14 protein-coding genes are annotated in these 14,066 nt (G+C 61.1%); 8 read left to right on the top strand and 6 right to left on the bottom strand.

The features are described 5' to 3' along the window. Positions 1-39: 39 nt before the first annotated feature. Both AABM52_RS02620 and orn read right to left on the bottom strand, forming a co-directional pair. On the bottom strand, positions 40-651 hold the full coding sequence (locus AABM52_RS02620; RefSeq protein ID WP_046039809.1) for a trimeric intracellular cation channel family protein: 612 nt from the start codon (positions 649-651) through the stop codon (positions 40-42). Positions 652-872: 221 nt separating this feature from the next. Further along, positions 873-1,415 carry an oligoribonuclease gene (gene orn / locus AABM52_RS02615; protein WP_007995036.1) on the bottom strand — a complete coding sequence of 181 codons (543 nt, stop codon included), beginning with the start codon at positions 1,413-1,415 and terminating at the stop codon, positions 873-875. Between the two features lie 106 nt (positions 1,416-1,521). Here orn and rsgA point away from each other — a divergent pair, with 106 nt between their 5' ends. The 4 genes from rsgA to AABM52_RS02595 all read left to right on the top strand — a co-directional run bounded on the left by rsgA (position 1,522) and on the right by AABM52_RS02595 (position 4,612). After that, a complete protein-coding gene (gene rsgA / locus AABM52_RS02610) occupies positions 1,522-2,553 on the top strand; it encodes a small ribosomal subunit biogenesis GTPase RsgA (protein ID WP_007978809.1) in 1,032 nt (343 codons plus the stop codon). 198 nt (positions 2,554-2,751) lie between these two features. Beyond that, positions 2,752-3,159, top strand: coding sequence for a TIR domain-containing protein (locus AABM52_RS02605; RefSeq protein WP_046039806.1), 408 nt, complete (start codon positions 2,752-2,754; stop codon positions 3,157-3,159). Positions 3,160-3,161: 2 nt separating this feature from the next. Beyond that, the gene (locus tag AABM52_RS02600; RefSeq protein ID WP_347910287.1) at positions 3,162-4,121 is read left to right on the top strand and encodes a caspase family protein; all 960 of its coding nucleotides are present in this window, start codon (positions 3,162-3,164) and stop codon (positions 4,119-4,121) included. Beyond that, positions 4,121-4,612 carry a toll/interleukin-1 receptor domain-containing protein gene (locus AABM52_RS02595; protein ID WP_347910286.1) on the top strand — a complete coding sequence of 164 codons (492 nt, stop codon included), beginning with the start codon at positions 4,121-4,123 and terminating at the stop codon, positions 4,610-4,612. The genes AABM52_RS02600 and AABM52_RS02595 overlap by 1 nt, the downstream gene beginning before the upstream one ends. A gap of 51 nt (positions 4,613-4,663) precedes the next feature. Here the strand turns inward: AABM52_RS02595 and motB are convergent, their stop codons facing one another. Both motB and motA read right to left on the bottom strand, forming a co-directional pair. Beyond that, complete coding sequence (motB, locus tag AABM52_RS02590; protein WP_347910285.1) at positions 4,664-5,710, bottom strand: flagellar motor protein MotB; 1,047 nt, start codon at positions 5,708-5,710, stop codon at positions 4,664-4,666. Positions 5,711-5,713: 3 nt separating this feature from the next. Beyond that, complete coding sequence (motA, locus tag AABM52_RS02585; protein WP_008048039.1) at positions 5,714-6,565, bottom strand: flagellar motor stator protein MotA; 852 nt, start codon at positions 6,563-6,565, stop codon at positions 5,714-5,716. A 167-nt stretch (positions 6,566-6,732) separates the two neighbouring features. On the opposite strand from motA, the gene AABM52_RS02580 reads away from it, so the two are divergent. The 3 genes from AABM52_RS02580 to asd are packed head-to-tail and all read left to right on the top strand — an operon-like array spanning position 6,733 to position 10,006. Continuing rightward, positions 6,733-8,271 (top strand): HDOD domain-containing protein, encoded by a 1,539-nt coding sequence (locus AABM52_RS02580; protein ID WP_347910284.1) that lies wholly within the window; start codon positions 6,733-6,735, stop codon positions 8,269-8,271. A gap of 41 nt (positions 8,272-8,312) precedes the next feature. Continuing rightward, positions 8,313-9,146: a thiosulfate sulfurtransferase gene (gene rhdA, locus AABM52_RS02575; RefSeq protein ID WP_347910283.1), complete on the top strand. Its 834-nt coding sequence runs from the start codon at positions 8,313-8,315 to the stop codon at positions 9,144-9,146. Beyond that, positions 9,146-10,006: an archaetidylserine decarboxylase gene (gene asd / locus AABM52_RS02570; protein ID WP_008048034.1), complete on the top strand. Its 861-nt coding sequence runs from the start codon at positions 9,146-9,148 to the stop codon at positions 10,004-10,006. Before rhdA ends, asd begins: the two co-directional genes overlap by 1 nt. A 122-nt stretch (positions 10,007-10,128) precedes the next feature. Here asd and serB read toward each other — a convergent pair whose 3' ends face one another. Continuing rightward, the gene (gene serB / locus AABM52_RS02565) at positions 10,129-11,343 is read right to left on the bottom strand and encodes a phosphoserine phosphatase SerB (protein WP_046039796.1); all 1,215 of its coding nucleotides are present in this window, start codon (positions 11,341-11,343) and stop codon (positions 10,129-10,131) included. A gap of 135 nt (positions 11,344-11,478) precedes the next feature. On the opposite strand from serB, the gene AABM52_RS02560 reads away from it, so the two are divergent. Beyond that, positions 11,479-12,996 carry an AhpA/YtjB family protein gene (locus tag AABM52_RS02560; RefSeq protein ID WP_347910282.1) on the top strand — a complete coding sequence of 506 codons (1,518 nt, stop codon included), beginning with the start codon at positions 11,479-11,481 and terminating at the stop codon, positions 12,994-12,996. 279 nt (positions 12,997-13,275) lie between these two features. Here the strand turns inward: AABM52_RS02560 and AABM52_RS02555 are convergent, their stop codons facing one another. Next, positions 13,276-13,989, bottom strand: a complete 714-nt coding sequence (locus AABM52_RS02555) for a PqiC family protein (RefSeq protein ID WP_347910281.1) — start codon at positions 13,987-13,989, stop codon at positions 13,276-13,278. Between the last annotated feature and the right edge of the window lie 77 nt (positions 13,990-14,066).

Below are 14,066 nucleotides of genomic sequence, written 5' to 3'. Positions count from 1 at the left end.
TTACCGCACATTCACTTGAAGCAGTAAGAATCAAAACATTCACTGCTCGTCATTATAAACAAACTTGGGCATTTCCCAGTGGAAACGGATCGCCAGCAAGCGCAGCAAAAACCCACCGAACAGGGTGATCAGAATCGATTGTTCACCGGGTAATTGCAGGTAGATACACAGCATGTAACACCATGCCGCCGCAAACGAAACGCTGGCATATAGCTCACGCCGGAAGATCAGCGGAATATCGTTGCAGAAAATATCCCGCAGGATGCCGCCGAAGACGCCGGTGATCACGCCGCTGACAGAGGCCACCAGCATGCCATGGCCCATTTCCAGGGCGGTGATGCAGCCGATCAGGGTGAACGCCACCAGGCCCATGGCGTCGAGCACCAGGAACAGCGAGCGCAAATGCCGCATCCAGCGCGCCGTGAACACCGTGATCATGGCGGCAGCCGTGGTCAGCACCAGGTATTCCGGGTGTTTGACCCAGGTCAGCGGGTAGTGCCCGAGCAGCACATCGCGTACCGAGCCGCCACCCAGCGCCGTGACGCAAGCGATCAGCACCACACCAAACCAGTCCATGCCGCGTCGGCCGGCAGAGAGGGCGCCGGTCATGGCTTCGGTGGTGATGGCGATCAAGTAGAGCATCAGCAACATGGGGGGCGGTCCTTGCACTAAAGGCGCGCAGTCTACTGACTTCGCTGGAGCACCAAAAGAGGGCAAGCTCAGAACCTGTGGCGAGGGGGCTTGCCCCCGTTGGGCTGCAGAGCAGCCCCAAATCCAGACTCAGTGTTTGTCAGGGAGTCTGCGCGAGCCGATTTACGACTGCTTCGCAGCCGGACGGGGGCAAGCCCCCTCGCCACAAAAGCCCGATTGCATCAGAACTTGATGAAATGCTTGCGGTAGTGCTGCAGCTCGGCGATGGATTCGCGGATGTCGTCCAGGGCCAGGTGGGTACTGCCCTTCTTGAAGCTGTCACGCACATCCGGTGCCCATCGCGCGGCCAGCTCTTTGAGCGTGGACACGTCGAGGTTGCGGTAGTGGAAATAGCTTTCCAAAGATTTCATGTGGGTATAAAGGAAGCGACGGTCCTGGCAGATGCTGTTGCCGCAGATCGGCGACTTGCCCTTGGGCACCCACTTTTCCAGGAATGCGATGGTTTCGGCTTCGGCTTCAGCCATGCTGATGCGGCTGTCGCGAACTCGCTGGGTCAGCCCGGAACCGCCGTGCTGACGGGTGTTCCACTCATCCATGCCAGCGAGGATTTCGTCACTGTGGTGAATGGCGATCACCGGGCCTTCGGCCAGGGTGTTCAGGTCACTGTCGGTGACGATGGTGGCCATTTCGATGATGACGTCGGTGTCCGGGTTCAGACCGGTCATTTCCAGGTCGATCCAGATCAGGTTCTGTGGGTTTTGCATGTTTGGCTCCTAGGCAATGCTGCGCAGTTTAGCCTAGGCCGGTGGCCGGGCGTGCTAAACTCGCGGCCGTTTTACCTAATCGCTGCATTCTTGATACGGAACACCCATGGCCAAACGCCAACTCAATCGTCGTCAAAACTGGCGCATCGAAAAGATTCAGGGCGAACGCGCTGCCCGCGCCGCCAAACGCGAGTCCTCGGCTGTCGAGGCGCTTGAGGGCGGCGATCTGGGCCCGGAACAGCACGGCCTGGTGATCGCGCACTTCGGCGTGCAGGTCGAAGTCGAGGCCCGCGACGGCGAACTGGCCGGCCAGGTGTTCCGTTGCCACCTGCGCGCCAACCTGCCGGCGCTGGTGACCGGCGATCAGGTGGTCTGGCGTGCCGGCAACCAGGGTATCGGCGTGATCGTGGCGCAACTGCCGCGTAACACCGAGCTGTGCCGCCCGGACAGCCGTGGTCAGCTCAAGCCTGTGGCGGCCAACGTCGACATGATCGTCATCGTGTTTGCACCGCTGCCCGAGCCCCACGCCAACCTGATCGACCGCTACCTGGTGGCGGCCGAGCATGCGGGCATCAAGCCGTTGTTGCTGCTGAACAAATTCGACCTGATTGACGAAAACAACGCACCTGCGCTGAATGCCTTGCTCGCGGTATACCGCACACTGGGTTATCCGGTGCTGGAAGTGTCGGCGCATCATGGCAACGGCATGGAGCAGTTGCAGACGCAGCTGGACGGACGCATCAGCGTGTTCGTCGGCCAGTCAGGTGTCGGCAAGTCGTCGCTGGTCAACAGCCTGCTGCCGGATGTCGAAACCCGCGTCGGCCCGTTGTCCGAACTGTCCGGTCAGGGCACCCACACCACCACTACCGCGCGGTTGTTCCACTTCCCCGGCGGCGGTGAGTTGATCGACTCCCCGGGTATCCGCGAATTCGGTCTGGGCCACGTCAGCCGTGCCGACGTCGAAGCCGGCTTCATCGAGTTCAACGACCTGCTCGGCACCTGCCGCTTCCGTGACTGCAAGCATGACCGCGAACCCGGTTGCGCCCTGCTCAAGGCCCTTGAAGACGGCCGTGTGCAGCAGCAACGGATGAACAGCTACCGCTCGATCATCGCCAGCCTGCCGGAAAACGGCTACTAAACAGACGTGCCGACCGCCCTGCCTTCAGCGGGGCGGTCGGCGGCTGGATCTCCCCCCGCTTAAACATCAGACCTTTCTGTAAGACGCGCGCACGCTCGCTTGTAGGGCATTTCTCTTTAAGTCACATCCCCTTGTAGCCGCCAGCCAATAGCCTAGTTTCAGACCCTCTTCGCACTCCAGCGACTCCGAGGGACACCCATGCAAACCTACCACCTGTTCATCAGCCACTCGTGGAACTACTCCGACGCCCACGACAATCTCGTGCGTTTGCTAAACGCCAAGCCCGGTTTCACCTACAAGAATTTTTCGGTGCCACCGGACAACCCGATTGTCGGCGCGAAAACCGACAAACAACTTGAGGAGGCCATCGAAAACAAGATCCGCCCGTGTTCGGCGGTATTGATCATGGCCGGGATGTACTCCACTTACAGCAAGTGGATCAACAAGGAAATCGAGATCGCCAAGCGCATGGGCAAGGTGATCATTGCGATCAAGCCGTTCGGTGCCGAGCGTATTTCCACGGTGGTACGTGACGCGGCACATGCCGAATGTGCATGGAACACCAACAGCATCATCGATGCGATTCGCAAGCATACGGCGGTGTAACCATGCGCAAGGGACTGTTTATCGGCATCAACGACTACACCCATGTGTCGCGCCTGAGCGGTTGCAGCAATGACGCCATGGCCATGGCCTCGGTATTGAAGACAGACGCCAATGGCGATCCGAACTTCAAGAACATCGTACTGACGTCCGCCGAGGACTACCTGAGCCGGGAAAAACTCGAAGACCAGATCCGCGAGCTGTTTTCCGGGGACTGCAATGTCGCCCTGCTGTATTTCGCCGGCCACGGCAGTTTCGACACCGACACCGACGAAGGCATGTTGATCCCGCAGGATTACAAGAGCGCCAAGGACGGGATTCGCCTCAGCGACATTCTCAATTGGGCGAGCAAGGCCACGAAGATCAAAAACAAAGTGATCATTCTCGATTGTTGCCAGAGCGGCTCGGCCGGCGAGCTGCGCGCCTTGCGCAGTGAAGGCAGCGTGGTCGGCGAAGGCATGACCATTCTGACCGCCTGCAAAAAGGAAGAACCGGCGATGGAGGGAGGGCAGCACGGCGTGTTCACCGGATTGTTGCTCCAGGCCCTGCACGGCGGAGCAGCGAACATCTTGGGCAAGATCACCCCCGGCAGCCTTTATTCGTTTGTCGACAACGCCCTCGATGCCTGGGAACAGCGTCCGGTGTTCAAGACCAACGTCTCGCAGTTCATTTCCCTGCGCGAAGTGTCGCCGCTGATCCCCAAGGAGATCCTGCGCAAACTCCCCGAATGGTTCGCCGAAGCGGAGTCGGTGTACCCCCTCGCCCCCAGCTTTGAGCCCACCGAACCCGAGTTCAACCCGGAACAGGGCGAGGTCTTCGCGCAGTTGCAAAAGTGCAACCGCCACAGCCTGGTCGAACCGGTGGACGCCGAACACATGTACTACGCCGCCATCCACGCCACCGGCTGCCGCCTCACCGCCCTCGGCGCCTATTACCGCGAACTCGCGATCAAGGGACATTTCTGATGCCAGTGTTTATCAGCTACCGCCACATGGACCGCGCCTACGCGATCAACATCAACGCGCGCCTGATGCAGGCCAACATCAAGACCTACCTCGACGTACTGGATGCTGAATCCCAGACCACCGATGACATCACCGGGGTGATCACCCGCAACATCAGCGAATGCACGCACCTGCTGGCAGTGGTGTCGGAGAAAACCGCGCTGTCCTGGTGGGTGCCGTTCGAAATCGGCGAGGCGACCATCACCAACCGACGCATCTGCTCGTTCAAGACCGGCCCCACAGAGTTGCCGCTGTACCTCGATAAATGGCCGAAGCTGACCAACGACAGGGACATCGAGTTCTTTATTGATGCCTATCGCAACGAGTCGACGCTCAAGCGCTCGATGTCACTGGATTCGGTGACCGGTAGCGAGTCGGTGCGCAGCGTCAACAAGTCCAATGCGGATCGCTTTCACGCCGACCTCAAGTCCCGAGTCATCCGCGGCTTTTAATACAGAAAACGCCGACAAAAAAGCCGACATCGCTGTCGGCTTTTTTGTCGGTCACTGCTTGGGCGGTTCAGCCGGTTTGGCTGGCTCACCCGGTTTCGGTGCCGGGTCATCAAACAGGTTCAGACGTTCACGAAGCTCGTGAGCCGGCAGCGGTTCCTTGTCTGCCGGCAACGCGTTCGGGTCGACCGGTGCAGCCGGTGTGGCTTGCGGAGCAGCCGAACCTTGCGGCGCATCAGGAACTGGCTCTGCCCCTTGCGAACCTTCGATCGCACGCTGGGCTTTCTTCGTCAGCACCACGATGTCGATACGACGGTTCACCGGGTTGAACGGATGCTCGCGATCGAACAGGGCCGACGAGGCATAACCGACCACACGCGCCACCTGTGCATCCGGATAGCTGCCCGCCACCAAAGCACGCCGTGCGGCGTTGGCACGGTTGGCCGAAAGCTCCCAGTTACCGAAATCACCGGTGCCGGTGTATGGCTTGGCATCGGTGTGGCCGCTGATGCTGATCTTGTTCGGCACCGCCTTGATGGTGTCGGCCATGGCCAGCAGGATGTCTTCGAAATACGGCTTCAAGCGAGCTGAGCCTGAGTCGAACATCGGGCGGTTTTCCGCGTCCATGATCTGGATGCGCAAGCCGTCTGGCGTGATTTCGAACAGGATCTGATCCTTGAACTTCTGCATCTGCGGGTTTTCTTCGACCTTGTTCTGCAGTTCTTGCAGCAACAACTCGAGACGCTCTTTTTCGACCTGCTCGGCCATGCCTTCGACCTGGTCGGTATCAACGGTGACCTTGTCCGGCTGCGGCTGGGACTTTACCTCGGGGTTGAGGGTGTTTTCCGGCGCCAGGGTCGGCGTGCCGCCCAGATCGATGATGTAGGGCGTGCCGCTTTCGGAAAAGCCGATCGGGTCCTTGAAGTAACCGGCGATGGCGATCTTCTGTTCCGGCGTGGCGGTGGACAGCAGCCACAACACCAGGAAGAACGCCATCATCGCCGTGGCGAAGTCGGCGAAGGCGATTTTCCAGGCGCCCCCGTGATGCCCGCCCGCATAGCGCTTGACGCGCTTGATGATTATCGGCTGATTGTTTTCCATGGCTTATCGACCGCGAACCGCTTGTTCCAGCTCGGCGAAGCTTGGGCGGTGCGCCGGGTACAGCACCTTGCGCCCGAACTCCACGGCCAGCGATGGCGGCATGCCGGAAGCCGACGCCACCAGCGAGGCCTTGATGGCTTCGTAGACGTTCAGCTCTTCCTTGGCATCGTGGGCCAGGGAATGGGCCAGCGGGCCGAAGAAGCCGTAGGCGGCGAGAATACCGAAGAAGGTACCGACCAGTGCCGCACCCACGTGCAGGCCGATGGACTTCTGGTCGCCTTCACCCAGCGAAGCCATGGTCACCACGATCCCCAGTACCGCCGCGACGATACCGAAACCGGGCATGGCGTCGGCGATGCCGTTGACCGCGTGGGATGGATGCTCCAGGTCTTCCTTGAGGCTGAACAGTTCCATGTCGAACAGGCCTTCCAGCTCGTGGGGAGCCATGTTGCCGGAGGACATGATGCGCAGGTAATCGCAGATGAACGCGGTCATGCGCTCGTCCTTGAGAACGGTCGGGTACTTGGCGAAGATCGGGCTCGCGGCGGCATCTTCGATGTCGCCTTCGATGGCCATCATGCCTTCGCGGCGGCTCTTGTTGAGGATCTCGTAGATCAGGCCCAGCACTTCAAGGTAGAAGCCGTGGTTGAAACGCGAACTGAACATGCTCAGGGACTTCTTGAGCACGTGCATCGTCATGTAGCCGGGGTTGGCCTGCAAGAAGGCGCCGAGGGCCGCGCCGCCGATGATCATGACCTCGAAAGGCTGGATCAGGGCGGCAATCTTGCCATGGGAAAGCACGTATCCGCCGAGCACGCTCGCGAATACGACGATGATGCCGATAATTTTAGCCATAGGTTAGGAGAGCACTTACTGAGTCGGGTTCAAGGTCATATTCGGAAGTTAAAAAATCTCTTCTTCTACTTATCGGCAAAACTGCGCCAGACTATAGCCAGTTCAGGCGAAAAGCTAATTTGACCCCTTGCGGGCATAGGTAATGTTGACGATGATCGCCTCCCACCATGGTTAACGAAACGAACGTCCCAACCCCGAAACCGACCACGCTCGAAGGCTGGGTCAAGCTTCTCGATGGCGTGCGCCTGCCGGTTCCGCAAGCCAGCCACGACCTGGTTTGCAAGGCCATCGGCGACAATCGCAGCTCGCTGCGCGATATCGCCGACCTCATGCAAGGCAGTCCGGCCCTGGCCTTGAGCGTGATTCGCGAAGCCAACCGGCATACCCATGGCGGCATGACCGAACCGGCGGAAAACCTTGAGGTTGCGATCAATCGCCTCGGTCTGAAGCGCACCGAAGAACTGCTCGCCCGCCTGCCCGCCGAACCCCAGTCCGAGATCCCCAAAGCCCTGCGTCAGTTGCAGATGATCAGCCAGCACGCCACGCAACAGGCCAACGGTTTTTTTGCCAGTCGCCTGGCGCGCCTGTGGCAGGACATCCACTGGGGCAGCCTGCTGTTTCTTTCGCCGCTGTGGCCGCTAGCGCTGACCCATCCAAAACTGCTCGAAGACTGGGAGCTGCGGGTCATTCATAAAGGCGAGTCGGCACGCAAAGTCGAGCAGCAACTGTTTGGCGCACGCCTGCTGGATATCGGCCAGGCGCTGGTGGAGGTCTGGCGCTTGCCGATCTGGGTGCAGCAGGGCTATCGCCTGTTACTCACCGAACAGCGGGAGCTGGTGAAAGTCCTGCGCATTGCCCGTGACAGCGAGCATCCACTGCGCCAGCAGAACCGCCTCGATGACGATCCGACCCTGCGCCGCTGGCTCAATCAGCCGGCCAATACGGTGCTGCTGGCCAACGGGCTGGCGCTGTCGGCGCAACATGCCTGGGACAGCCCCCACAGTGAGCGCTGGCAGTACCTGACCAGCCTTTACCTGCAAATGCCAATGGACGAGCTACAGCAACAACTGCACCAGCAAGCCGCCAACAGCGCACGCCAACATGCCATGCCCGACCTCTGGCACCCCGCCGAGTCGCTGATCTGGCCGTGGGGCATGAACCGTGTCCACGCAGGCTTGCTGCCGGCAGCGCCACCCACCGCCGAAGACCTGGCGAAGTGGCGCAAGCAATGCGCCGAACTGCTGGTCGAGCCGAGTCGCTTCACCAACGCCATGCACTTGACCATCGCCGCCAGGGACGCCCTCGTGGCCTGCGGCATGCGTCGGGTCATGATCCTGATGGCCGACCGTACCCACGCCAACCTGCGCGTGCACCAGACGGCCGGCCTGCCGAAGGAAGCGGCCGGGTTGAACTTCGTGGTCAGCCAGAGCAACGTGTTGCAACGTCTGCTGGCGCAACAGGCCCAGGTGCGCCTGACGCCAGCCAACAACGCGCAATTCTCGGCTCTGCTGCCCAACAGCCTGCGCTCACAGTTCAGCGGTGAACACCTGCTGCTGCGTTCGCTGGTCAACAATGGCCGGGTGATCATGATCGTCGTAGCGGATCAAGGCGGCGGGCCGTTTTCTGAAATTTCCGTACAGGCCTTCGGCAAAACCGCGCAGTGCATCGAGAAAGCCCTGCACAGCTTTAGCCACCGAGGCCAATAAGCTGCGTTACAATCCTCCCTTTTGTGCTCTGGAGACCTCACATGTCTGACTTCTCTGGCTTGCCGCTGGTGATCGAGCCGAGCGACTTGCTCCCTCGCCTCGACGCCCGCGAACTGATTCTGGTGGACTTGACCAGTCCCGCCCGCTACGCCGAAGGGCACATTCCCGGCGCGCGCTTTGTCGATCCGAAGCGCACGCAGCTCGGCCAGGCCCCCGCCCCGGGGCTGATGCCCCCGCAGGCAGCACTCGAAGCGCTGTTTGGTGAGCTGGGACACAATCCCGATGCGGTCTACGTGGTGTATGACGACGAAGGCGGCGGTTGGGCCGGGCGCTTCATCTGGCTGCTGGATGTCATCGGCCACAACAAGTACCACTATGTCGACGGCGGCCTGACGGCCTGGCTGGCAGAAGGCTTGCCCATGTCGATCCAGATCCCGCCACCCGTGGGCGGCCCGGTTCCACTGACCTTGCACGATGAACCCACCGCCACCCGCGAATACCTGCAAAGCCGCCTCGGCGCCGCCGACCTGGCAATCTGGGACGCACGCGGGCCGCTGGAGTACTCCGGCGAAAAAGTCCTGGCAGCCAAGGGCGGCCACATTCCCGGCGCAGTCAATTTCGAATGGACCGCCGGCATGGATCGGGCACGCCAGTTGCGCATTCGCACCGACATGCCGCAGATCCTCGAACAACTCGGGATCAGCAAAGACAAAGAAGTGATTACCCACTGCCAGACCCACCATCGGTCTGGCTTCACCTATCTGGTGGCCAAGGCTCTCGGTTATCCGCGGGTCAAGGGCTACGCCGGCTCCTGGGGCGAATGGGGCAACCATCCCGATACCCCGGTAGAAATTCAAGATTTTAAGGACCGTTAATGAACAAGCGTCTGTTTCTCCTCGGCCAGTACCTGCTGCCCCACAACCTGCTCTCGCGACTGGCCGGCTGCATCGCCGAATGCCGCGTGCGCTGGTTCAAGAATGCCTTTACCGCCTGGTTCGCCAAACGTTATCAGGTGGACATGTCCCAGGCGCTGGTCGAAGACCTGACCGCCTACGAGCACTTCAACGCATTCTTCACCCGCGCATTGAAAGACGGTGCCCGTCCGCTGGACGAGACCCCGGGCGCGATCCTCAGCCCCGCCGACGGTGCAATCAGCCAGCTCGGCCCGATCGAGCACGGCCGCGTATTCCAGGCCAAGGGCCACAGCTTCAGCGTGCTGGAATTGTTGGGTGGCGATGCGGCAAACGCTGCGCCGTTCATGGGTGGCGATTTCGCGACCATCTACCTGTCGCCGAAGGACTACCACCGCGTGCACATGCCGCTGGCCGGCACCCTGCGCGAGATGGTCTACATCCCGGGCCGTCTGTTCTCGGTCAACCAGACCACCGCTGAAAACGTTCCGGAACTGTTCGCCCGCAACGAGCGCGTGGCGTGCATTTTCGACACCGAGCGCGGGCCGATGGCCGTGGTGCTGGTGGGCGCGATGATCGTGGCGTCGATTGAAACCGTGTGGGCCGGTCTGGTCACGCCGCCGAAACGCGAGCTGAAAACCTTCCGCTACGACGAAGCCGCTCGCGCGCCGATCCACCTGGAAAAAGGTGCGGAACTGGGTCGCTTCAAGCTGGGTTCGACCGCCGTCGTGCTGTTTGGGCCGGATCAAGTGAAGTGGGCTGAAGAGATGACCGCCGGTACTGCGGTGCAGATGGGTCAGGGTATGGGCTCTCCAAAAGCTTAAGGACCGAGCTGTACCCCTGTGGGAGCGGGCTTGCTCGCGAAAACGGACTTACAGTCAACATAGATGTTGAATGTGATGACGCCTTCGCGAGCAAGCCCGCTCCCACACTTGTATCGGGTGTATCAGAGCTGACCGTCGCGATCGCGGAAGCCCAGCAGGTACAGCACGCCATCCAGGCCCAGCGTCGAAATCGCCTGCTTGGCCGACTGCTTCACCAGCGGCTTGGCGCGGAACGCCACGCCCAACCCGGCAATCGCGAGCATCGGCAAGTCATTGGCACCGTCACCGACCGCAATGGTCTGCTCCAGGCGCAAGCCTTCCTTGTGTGCCAACTCTTTCAGCAAATCCGCCTTGCGCTGCGCATCGACAATCGGCTCGACCGCCACGCCGGTGACTTTGCCGTCGACCACTTCAAGTTCGTTGGCGAACACGTAGTCGATACCCAGCTTGGCCTGCAATTGCTTGGCGAAATAGGTGAAGCCGCCCGACAGAATCGCGGTCTTGTAGCCCAGGCGCTTGAGTTCGGCGAACAGGGTTTCAGCACCTTCGGTCAGGCGCAGCGAGGCACCGATGGAGTCCAGCACATTGACGTCCAGACCTTTGAGCAAGGCCAGGCGCTCCTTGAAACTGGCGCGGAAATCCAGTTCACCGGCCATTGCCCGCTCGGTGATCTCCGACACTTTGTCACCCACGCCGGCCGCCTTGGCCAGTTCATCGATCACTTCGGCTTCGATCAGCGTCGAGTCCATGTCGAACACCGCCAGGCGACGGTTGCGACGGAACAGCGAATCTTCCTGGAAGGCGATGTCGACGTTCAGTTCCTGGGCGACGCTGAGGAATTCGGCACGCAGCGCCTGCGGATCAGCCGCTTCGCCGCGCACGGAAAACTCGATGCAGCCCTTGCCCTTGTCAGCCGGGGTGTCCAGCGGCATGCGCCCGGACAGACGATCGATGTGGTCGATGTTCAGGCCATATTTGGCGGTGATCGAACTCACGGCCTGCAACTGCCCGGCTGTGACCTTGCGGGTCAGCAGGGTCACGATGTGGCGCTTTTTGCCCTGGTTGCCGACCCACTGCTGGTAGTCCACTTCGGACACTGGCGTGAAACGCACCTGCTGATCGAGCTCATAGCCCTTGAACAGGATGTCCTTGAGCACGGACTTGCCTTGCTCGGTGTCGGGAATTTCAACCAGGATGCCGAACGACAAGGTGTCGTGGATCACCGCCTGACCGATGTCGAGAATGTTCACACCACCCTGGGCCAGAACGCCGGTAATGGCCGCAGTCAGACCCGGACGGTCGACTCCCGTGATGTTTATCAGGACGATTTCGCGCAAGGCGCACCCCCGCAGGTGGAAAAAAACCGCATTCTACCCACTTTCAGTGACCATCGGGCACCGTGAGCGCTTTGACGGCCTAGGGCCTGTCGCTATACTGCGCGTCAACTCCACGGACAAAAGAGCCGAGCTCAAGTGAACCGGCCTACGCCAGTAAAAACCGACAACTTCTTCCTGCTGATCTTCCGGGCACTGCGCCACCGCCGTGTACCGATTGCATTGCGCATCGCCAGCCATAACGTGATCCTGGTCGCCCTGGCCCTGGTCATCTATGCCGGTGTGATGGGCCTGCAGTTCAAGCAGGCCATGCACGAGCAGGCGGATGCGCTGGGCGAAAGCCTGACCACGCAGACGGCCACCTCGGCCACCGAGCTGTTGGTGTCCAACGACATCCTCAGCCTCAATGTGCTGCTCAATAACCTGACCAAGAACAAGCTGGTGGCCCACGCCGCCATCTATAGCCCGGACAACCGCATCCTCGCCGAATCCGGCCAGCGCCCCAAACATGGCCTGCTGGGCGAAGCCGAGGGCATGTACCAGAGCAAGATCACCTTCCAGGACGTGACCGCCGGGCAGCTGCGCATCAGCCTGGACATGGACCAGTTCCAGCAGCCGATGACCATCAGCCTGCAAAGCATGGGCATTCTGAGCGCCATCCTGCTGGCCCTGTCCCTGGCCCTGAGCCTGCGCATGGGGCGTTATCTCTCCACGCCACTGCTGCAATTGCGTGTGTGGCTGCGCAATATCGACGAATACACCCCGGCCACCGACCGCCAGGACGAAATCGGCGACCTGGCGCGCCAGCTGCACGCCAACTTCGCCCCGGAGCCCGCCCCTGTGCCGGAACCGGAGCCGGAATTCGACGACGCCGATGACGAGGCCGACCCGGCCTTCGAAGTCCGTAACCTGCGCGATCCGAGTTTCGACGAGAGCCGCCCGGTAGCGGCGCTCAAGCCAGCGCCACGGCAGATCGTCAGCACCGTCGAAGACGACGATGATGAAGACCCGTTCGCCGATCTGCGCGACGAGTCGCTGGACAGTCCCCCACAACCAGTGATTCGCAAGGCCACGCCGAGCGTGCCGCAACACAGCGCGGTGCTGGCAGTGCAACTGGGCTCCCAGGAGCAACTGCGACGCCTGCCGCGGGCGCGTCTTGAAGAACTGCTCGAACGCTATCGCGATTGCCTCGATCAGGCCGCGTCGCTGTATCAAGGCGAAGTGGAGACCTTGAACGATGGCAGCACATTGATGCTGTTCCACACCGAAGACAGCGGCGACGATTACCTGACCAACGCCATTTGCTGTGGCGAGCTGCTCCGGGCCCTGGGCCACCAGTTGCAGATCGAAGTCGCCGACAGCGGCATCACCCTGCAATTGCAGCTGGGCCTGACCCTGGGCGACGAGTTGTTCGGCCTGAGCCAGATCGACCTGCTGCTGACCGACCCCGCCCAGGACGCCCTGGCCCTGTCGCAACACAGCCGCAACCTGCTGCTGGTGGAGCGCAAGATCAGTGATGACGTGTTGATCCGCCAACGCGCACGGATCCGTCCAATTGCCAGCCCTGAAGGTGCATGCTGCGTGGAACGGTTGATGGAGCCGTATCCATCGATGCTGGAACGACAATTGGCGCGGATGCACGAACGCCGCGCGTAGGAGCTGCCGAAGGCTGCGATCTTTTAGCCTTTAAACCTGGAAGCCCGCAGATGAGCGATCGTCTGCGGGCTTTTTCGTGGCCTGCTCTGGCCTTTTCGCGAGCAGGCTTGCTCCCACAGGGGATCTTCTGTGAGCACACTCTCGTAAGCAACCCGGATCAATTGTGGGAGCGAGCCTGCTCGCGATGGGGCCACCAGCCACACTGAAGATCTCCAGCCCACAGAAACTACAAAGCCCGCACAGGGCGGGCTTTATATGGGGAACAGCTTCAGTCCAGACTTAGAAGCGGAACACTTCCATATCCGTACGAATCGGCGCGGCCATCGGGATCTTCGGCTGCTTTTCCTGTTCTACCGCAGGTGCTGCCGCCTTGGTTGCCGGCTTGCGCGGGGCTTCGGCGATCGGCGGCTGATTGGCCAGCGGCTTGAGCGCTACCGACAGTTGTTCGGCCAGGCGTTGCAACAACACACCCTGTGCCTGAACCTGAGCCGCCGTGGTACCGGCATGCTGTTCCTGCAAATGGATGATGCGGTTGTCGCGGACCTGCCCGCGACGGTCGATCAGGCGCCATTGCGCGTCGAGGATCGCCGGTTGTTTTGCACCAGAGTCCAGGCGCGTGATGGTCAGCAGCACCTGAACGTCCGGGGTGAAGCCCACTGTCGCCGGGGCCAGCACTACGCGCTGGCTGTCCAGGCGACCTGCGACCTGACGCAGCAGCAGCTGATCGATATCCGACGAAAGGCTGCCAGCCCAACGACCGTCGGTCGAGGCTTGCAGGCTGCCATCGGGCTGGCGCTGCAACAGGGTTTCGCGTTGCAGGTAGTCGGCCACGGTGACCGGCCCCAACAATACCGCCATGCCCGCGTTCTGTGCGGGCTGAACCGGACTACCAGCGTCCAGCTGATACAACGACACCGGCTGGTGAACGCTGCAACCCGCCAGGCCAAGAACGCCGGCGAGCAAAAGAATAAAAGGAAGGCGCAGAGCAGTCATCGTCCCATCCAGGTGGTAGCTAAAAGGCTGACCACAGTGAAAATACTCAATAAATATGAAGAACGCGCGGCAATGCC

Source organism: Pseudomonas grandcourensis, from assembly GCF_039909015.1.
GTDB classification, from domain to species: Bacteria; Pseudomonadota; Gammaproteobacteria; order Pseudomonadales; family Pseudomonadaceae; genus Aquipseudomonas; species Aquipseudomonas grandcourensis.
The sequence above is the reverse complement of the archived record's forward strand: the minus strand, read 5'-3'. Positions and strand labels throughout refer to the sequence as shown.

Excerpts from the sequence above, each read along its gene's own strand:
- AABM52_RS02620 (WP_046039809.1), bottom strand. The coding sequence starts at position 651 with ATGTTGCTGATGCTCTACTTGATCGCCATCACCACCGAAGCCATGACC.
- orn (WP_007995036.1), bottom strand. The coding sequence starts at position 1,415 with ATGCAAAACCCACAGAACCTGATCTGGATCGACCTGGAAATGACCGGT.
- rsgA (WP_007978809.1), top strand. The coding sequence starts at position 1,522 with ATGGCCAAACGCCAACTCAATCGTCGTCAAAACTGGCGCATCGAAAAG.
- AABM52_RS02605 (WP_046039806.1), top strand. The coding sequence starts at position 2,752 with ATGCAAACCTACCACCTGTTCATCAGCCACTCGTGGAACTACTCCGAC.
- AABM52_RS02600 (WP_347910287.1), top strand. The coding sequence starts at position 3,162 with ATGCGCAAGGGACTGTTTATCGGCATCAACGACTACACCCATGTGTCG.
- AABM52_RS02595 (WP_347910286.1), top strand. The coding sequence starts at position 4,121 with ATGCCAGTGTTTATCAGCTACCGCCACATGGACCGCGCCTACGCGATC.
- motB (WP_347910285.1), bottom strand. The coding sequence starts at position 5,710 with ATGGAAAACAATCAGCCGATAATCATCAAGCGCGTCAAGCGCTATGCG.
- motA (WP_008048039.1), bottom strand. The coding sequence starts at position 6,565 with ATGGCTAAAATTATCGGCATCATCGTCGTATTCGCGAGCGTGCTCGGC.
- AABM52_RS02580 (WP_347910284.1), top strand. The coding sequence starts at position 6,733 with ATGGTTAACGAAACGAACGTCCCAACCCCGAAACCGACCACGCTCGAA.
- rhdA (WP_347910283.1), top strand. The coding sequence starts at position 8,313 with ATGTCTGACTTCTCTGGCTTGCCGCTGGTGATCGAGCCGAGCGACTTG.
- asd (WP_008048034.1), top strand. The coding sequence starts at position 9,146 with ATGAACAAGCGTCTGTTTCTCCTCGGCCAGTACCTGCTGCCCCACAAC.
- AABM52_RS02555 (WP_347910281.1), bottom strand. The coding sequence starts at position 13,989 with ATGACTGCTCTGCGCCTTCCTTTTATTCTTTTGCTCGCCGGCGTTCTT.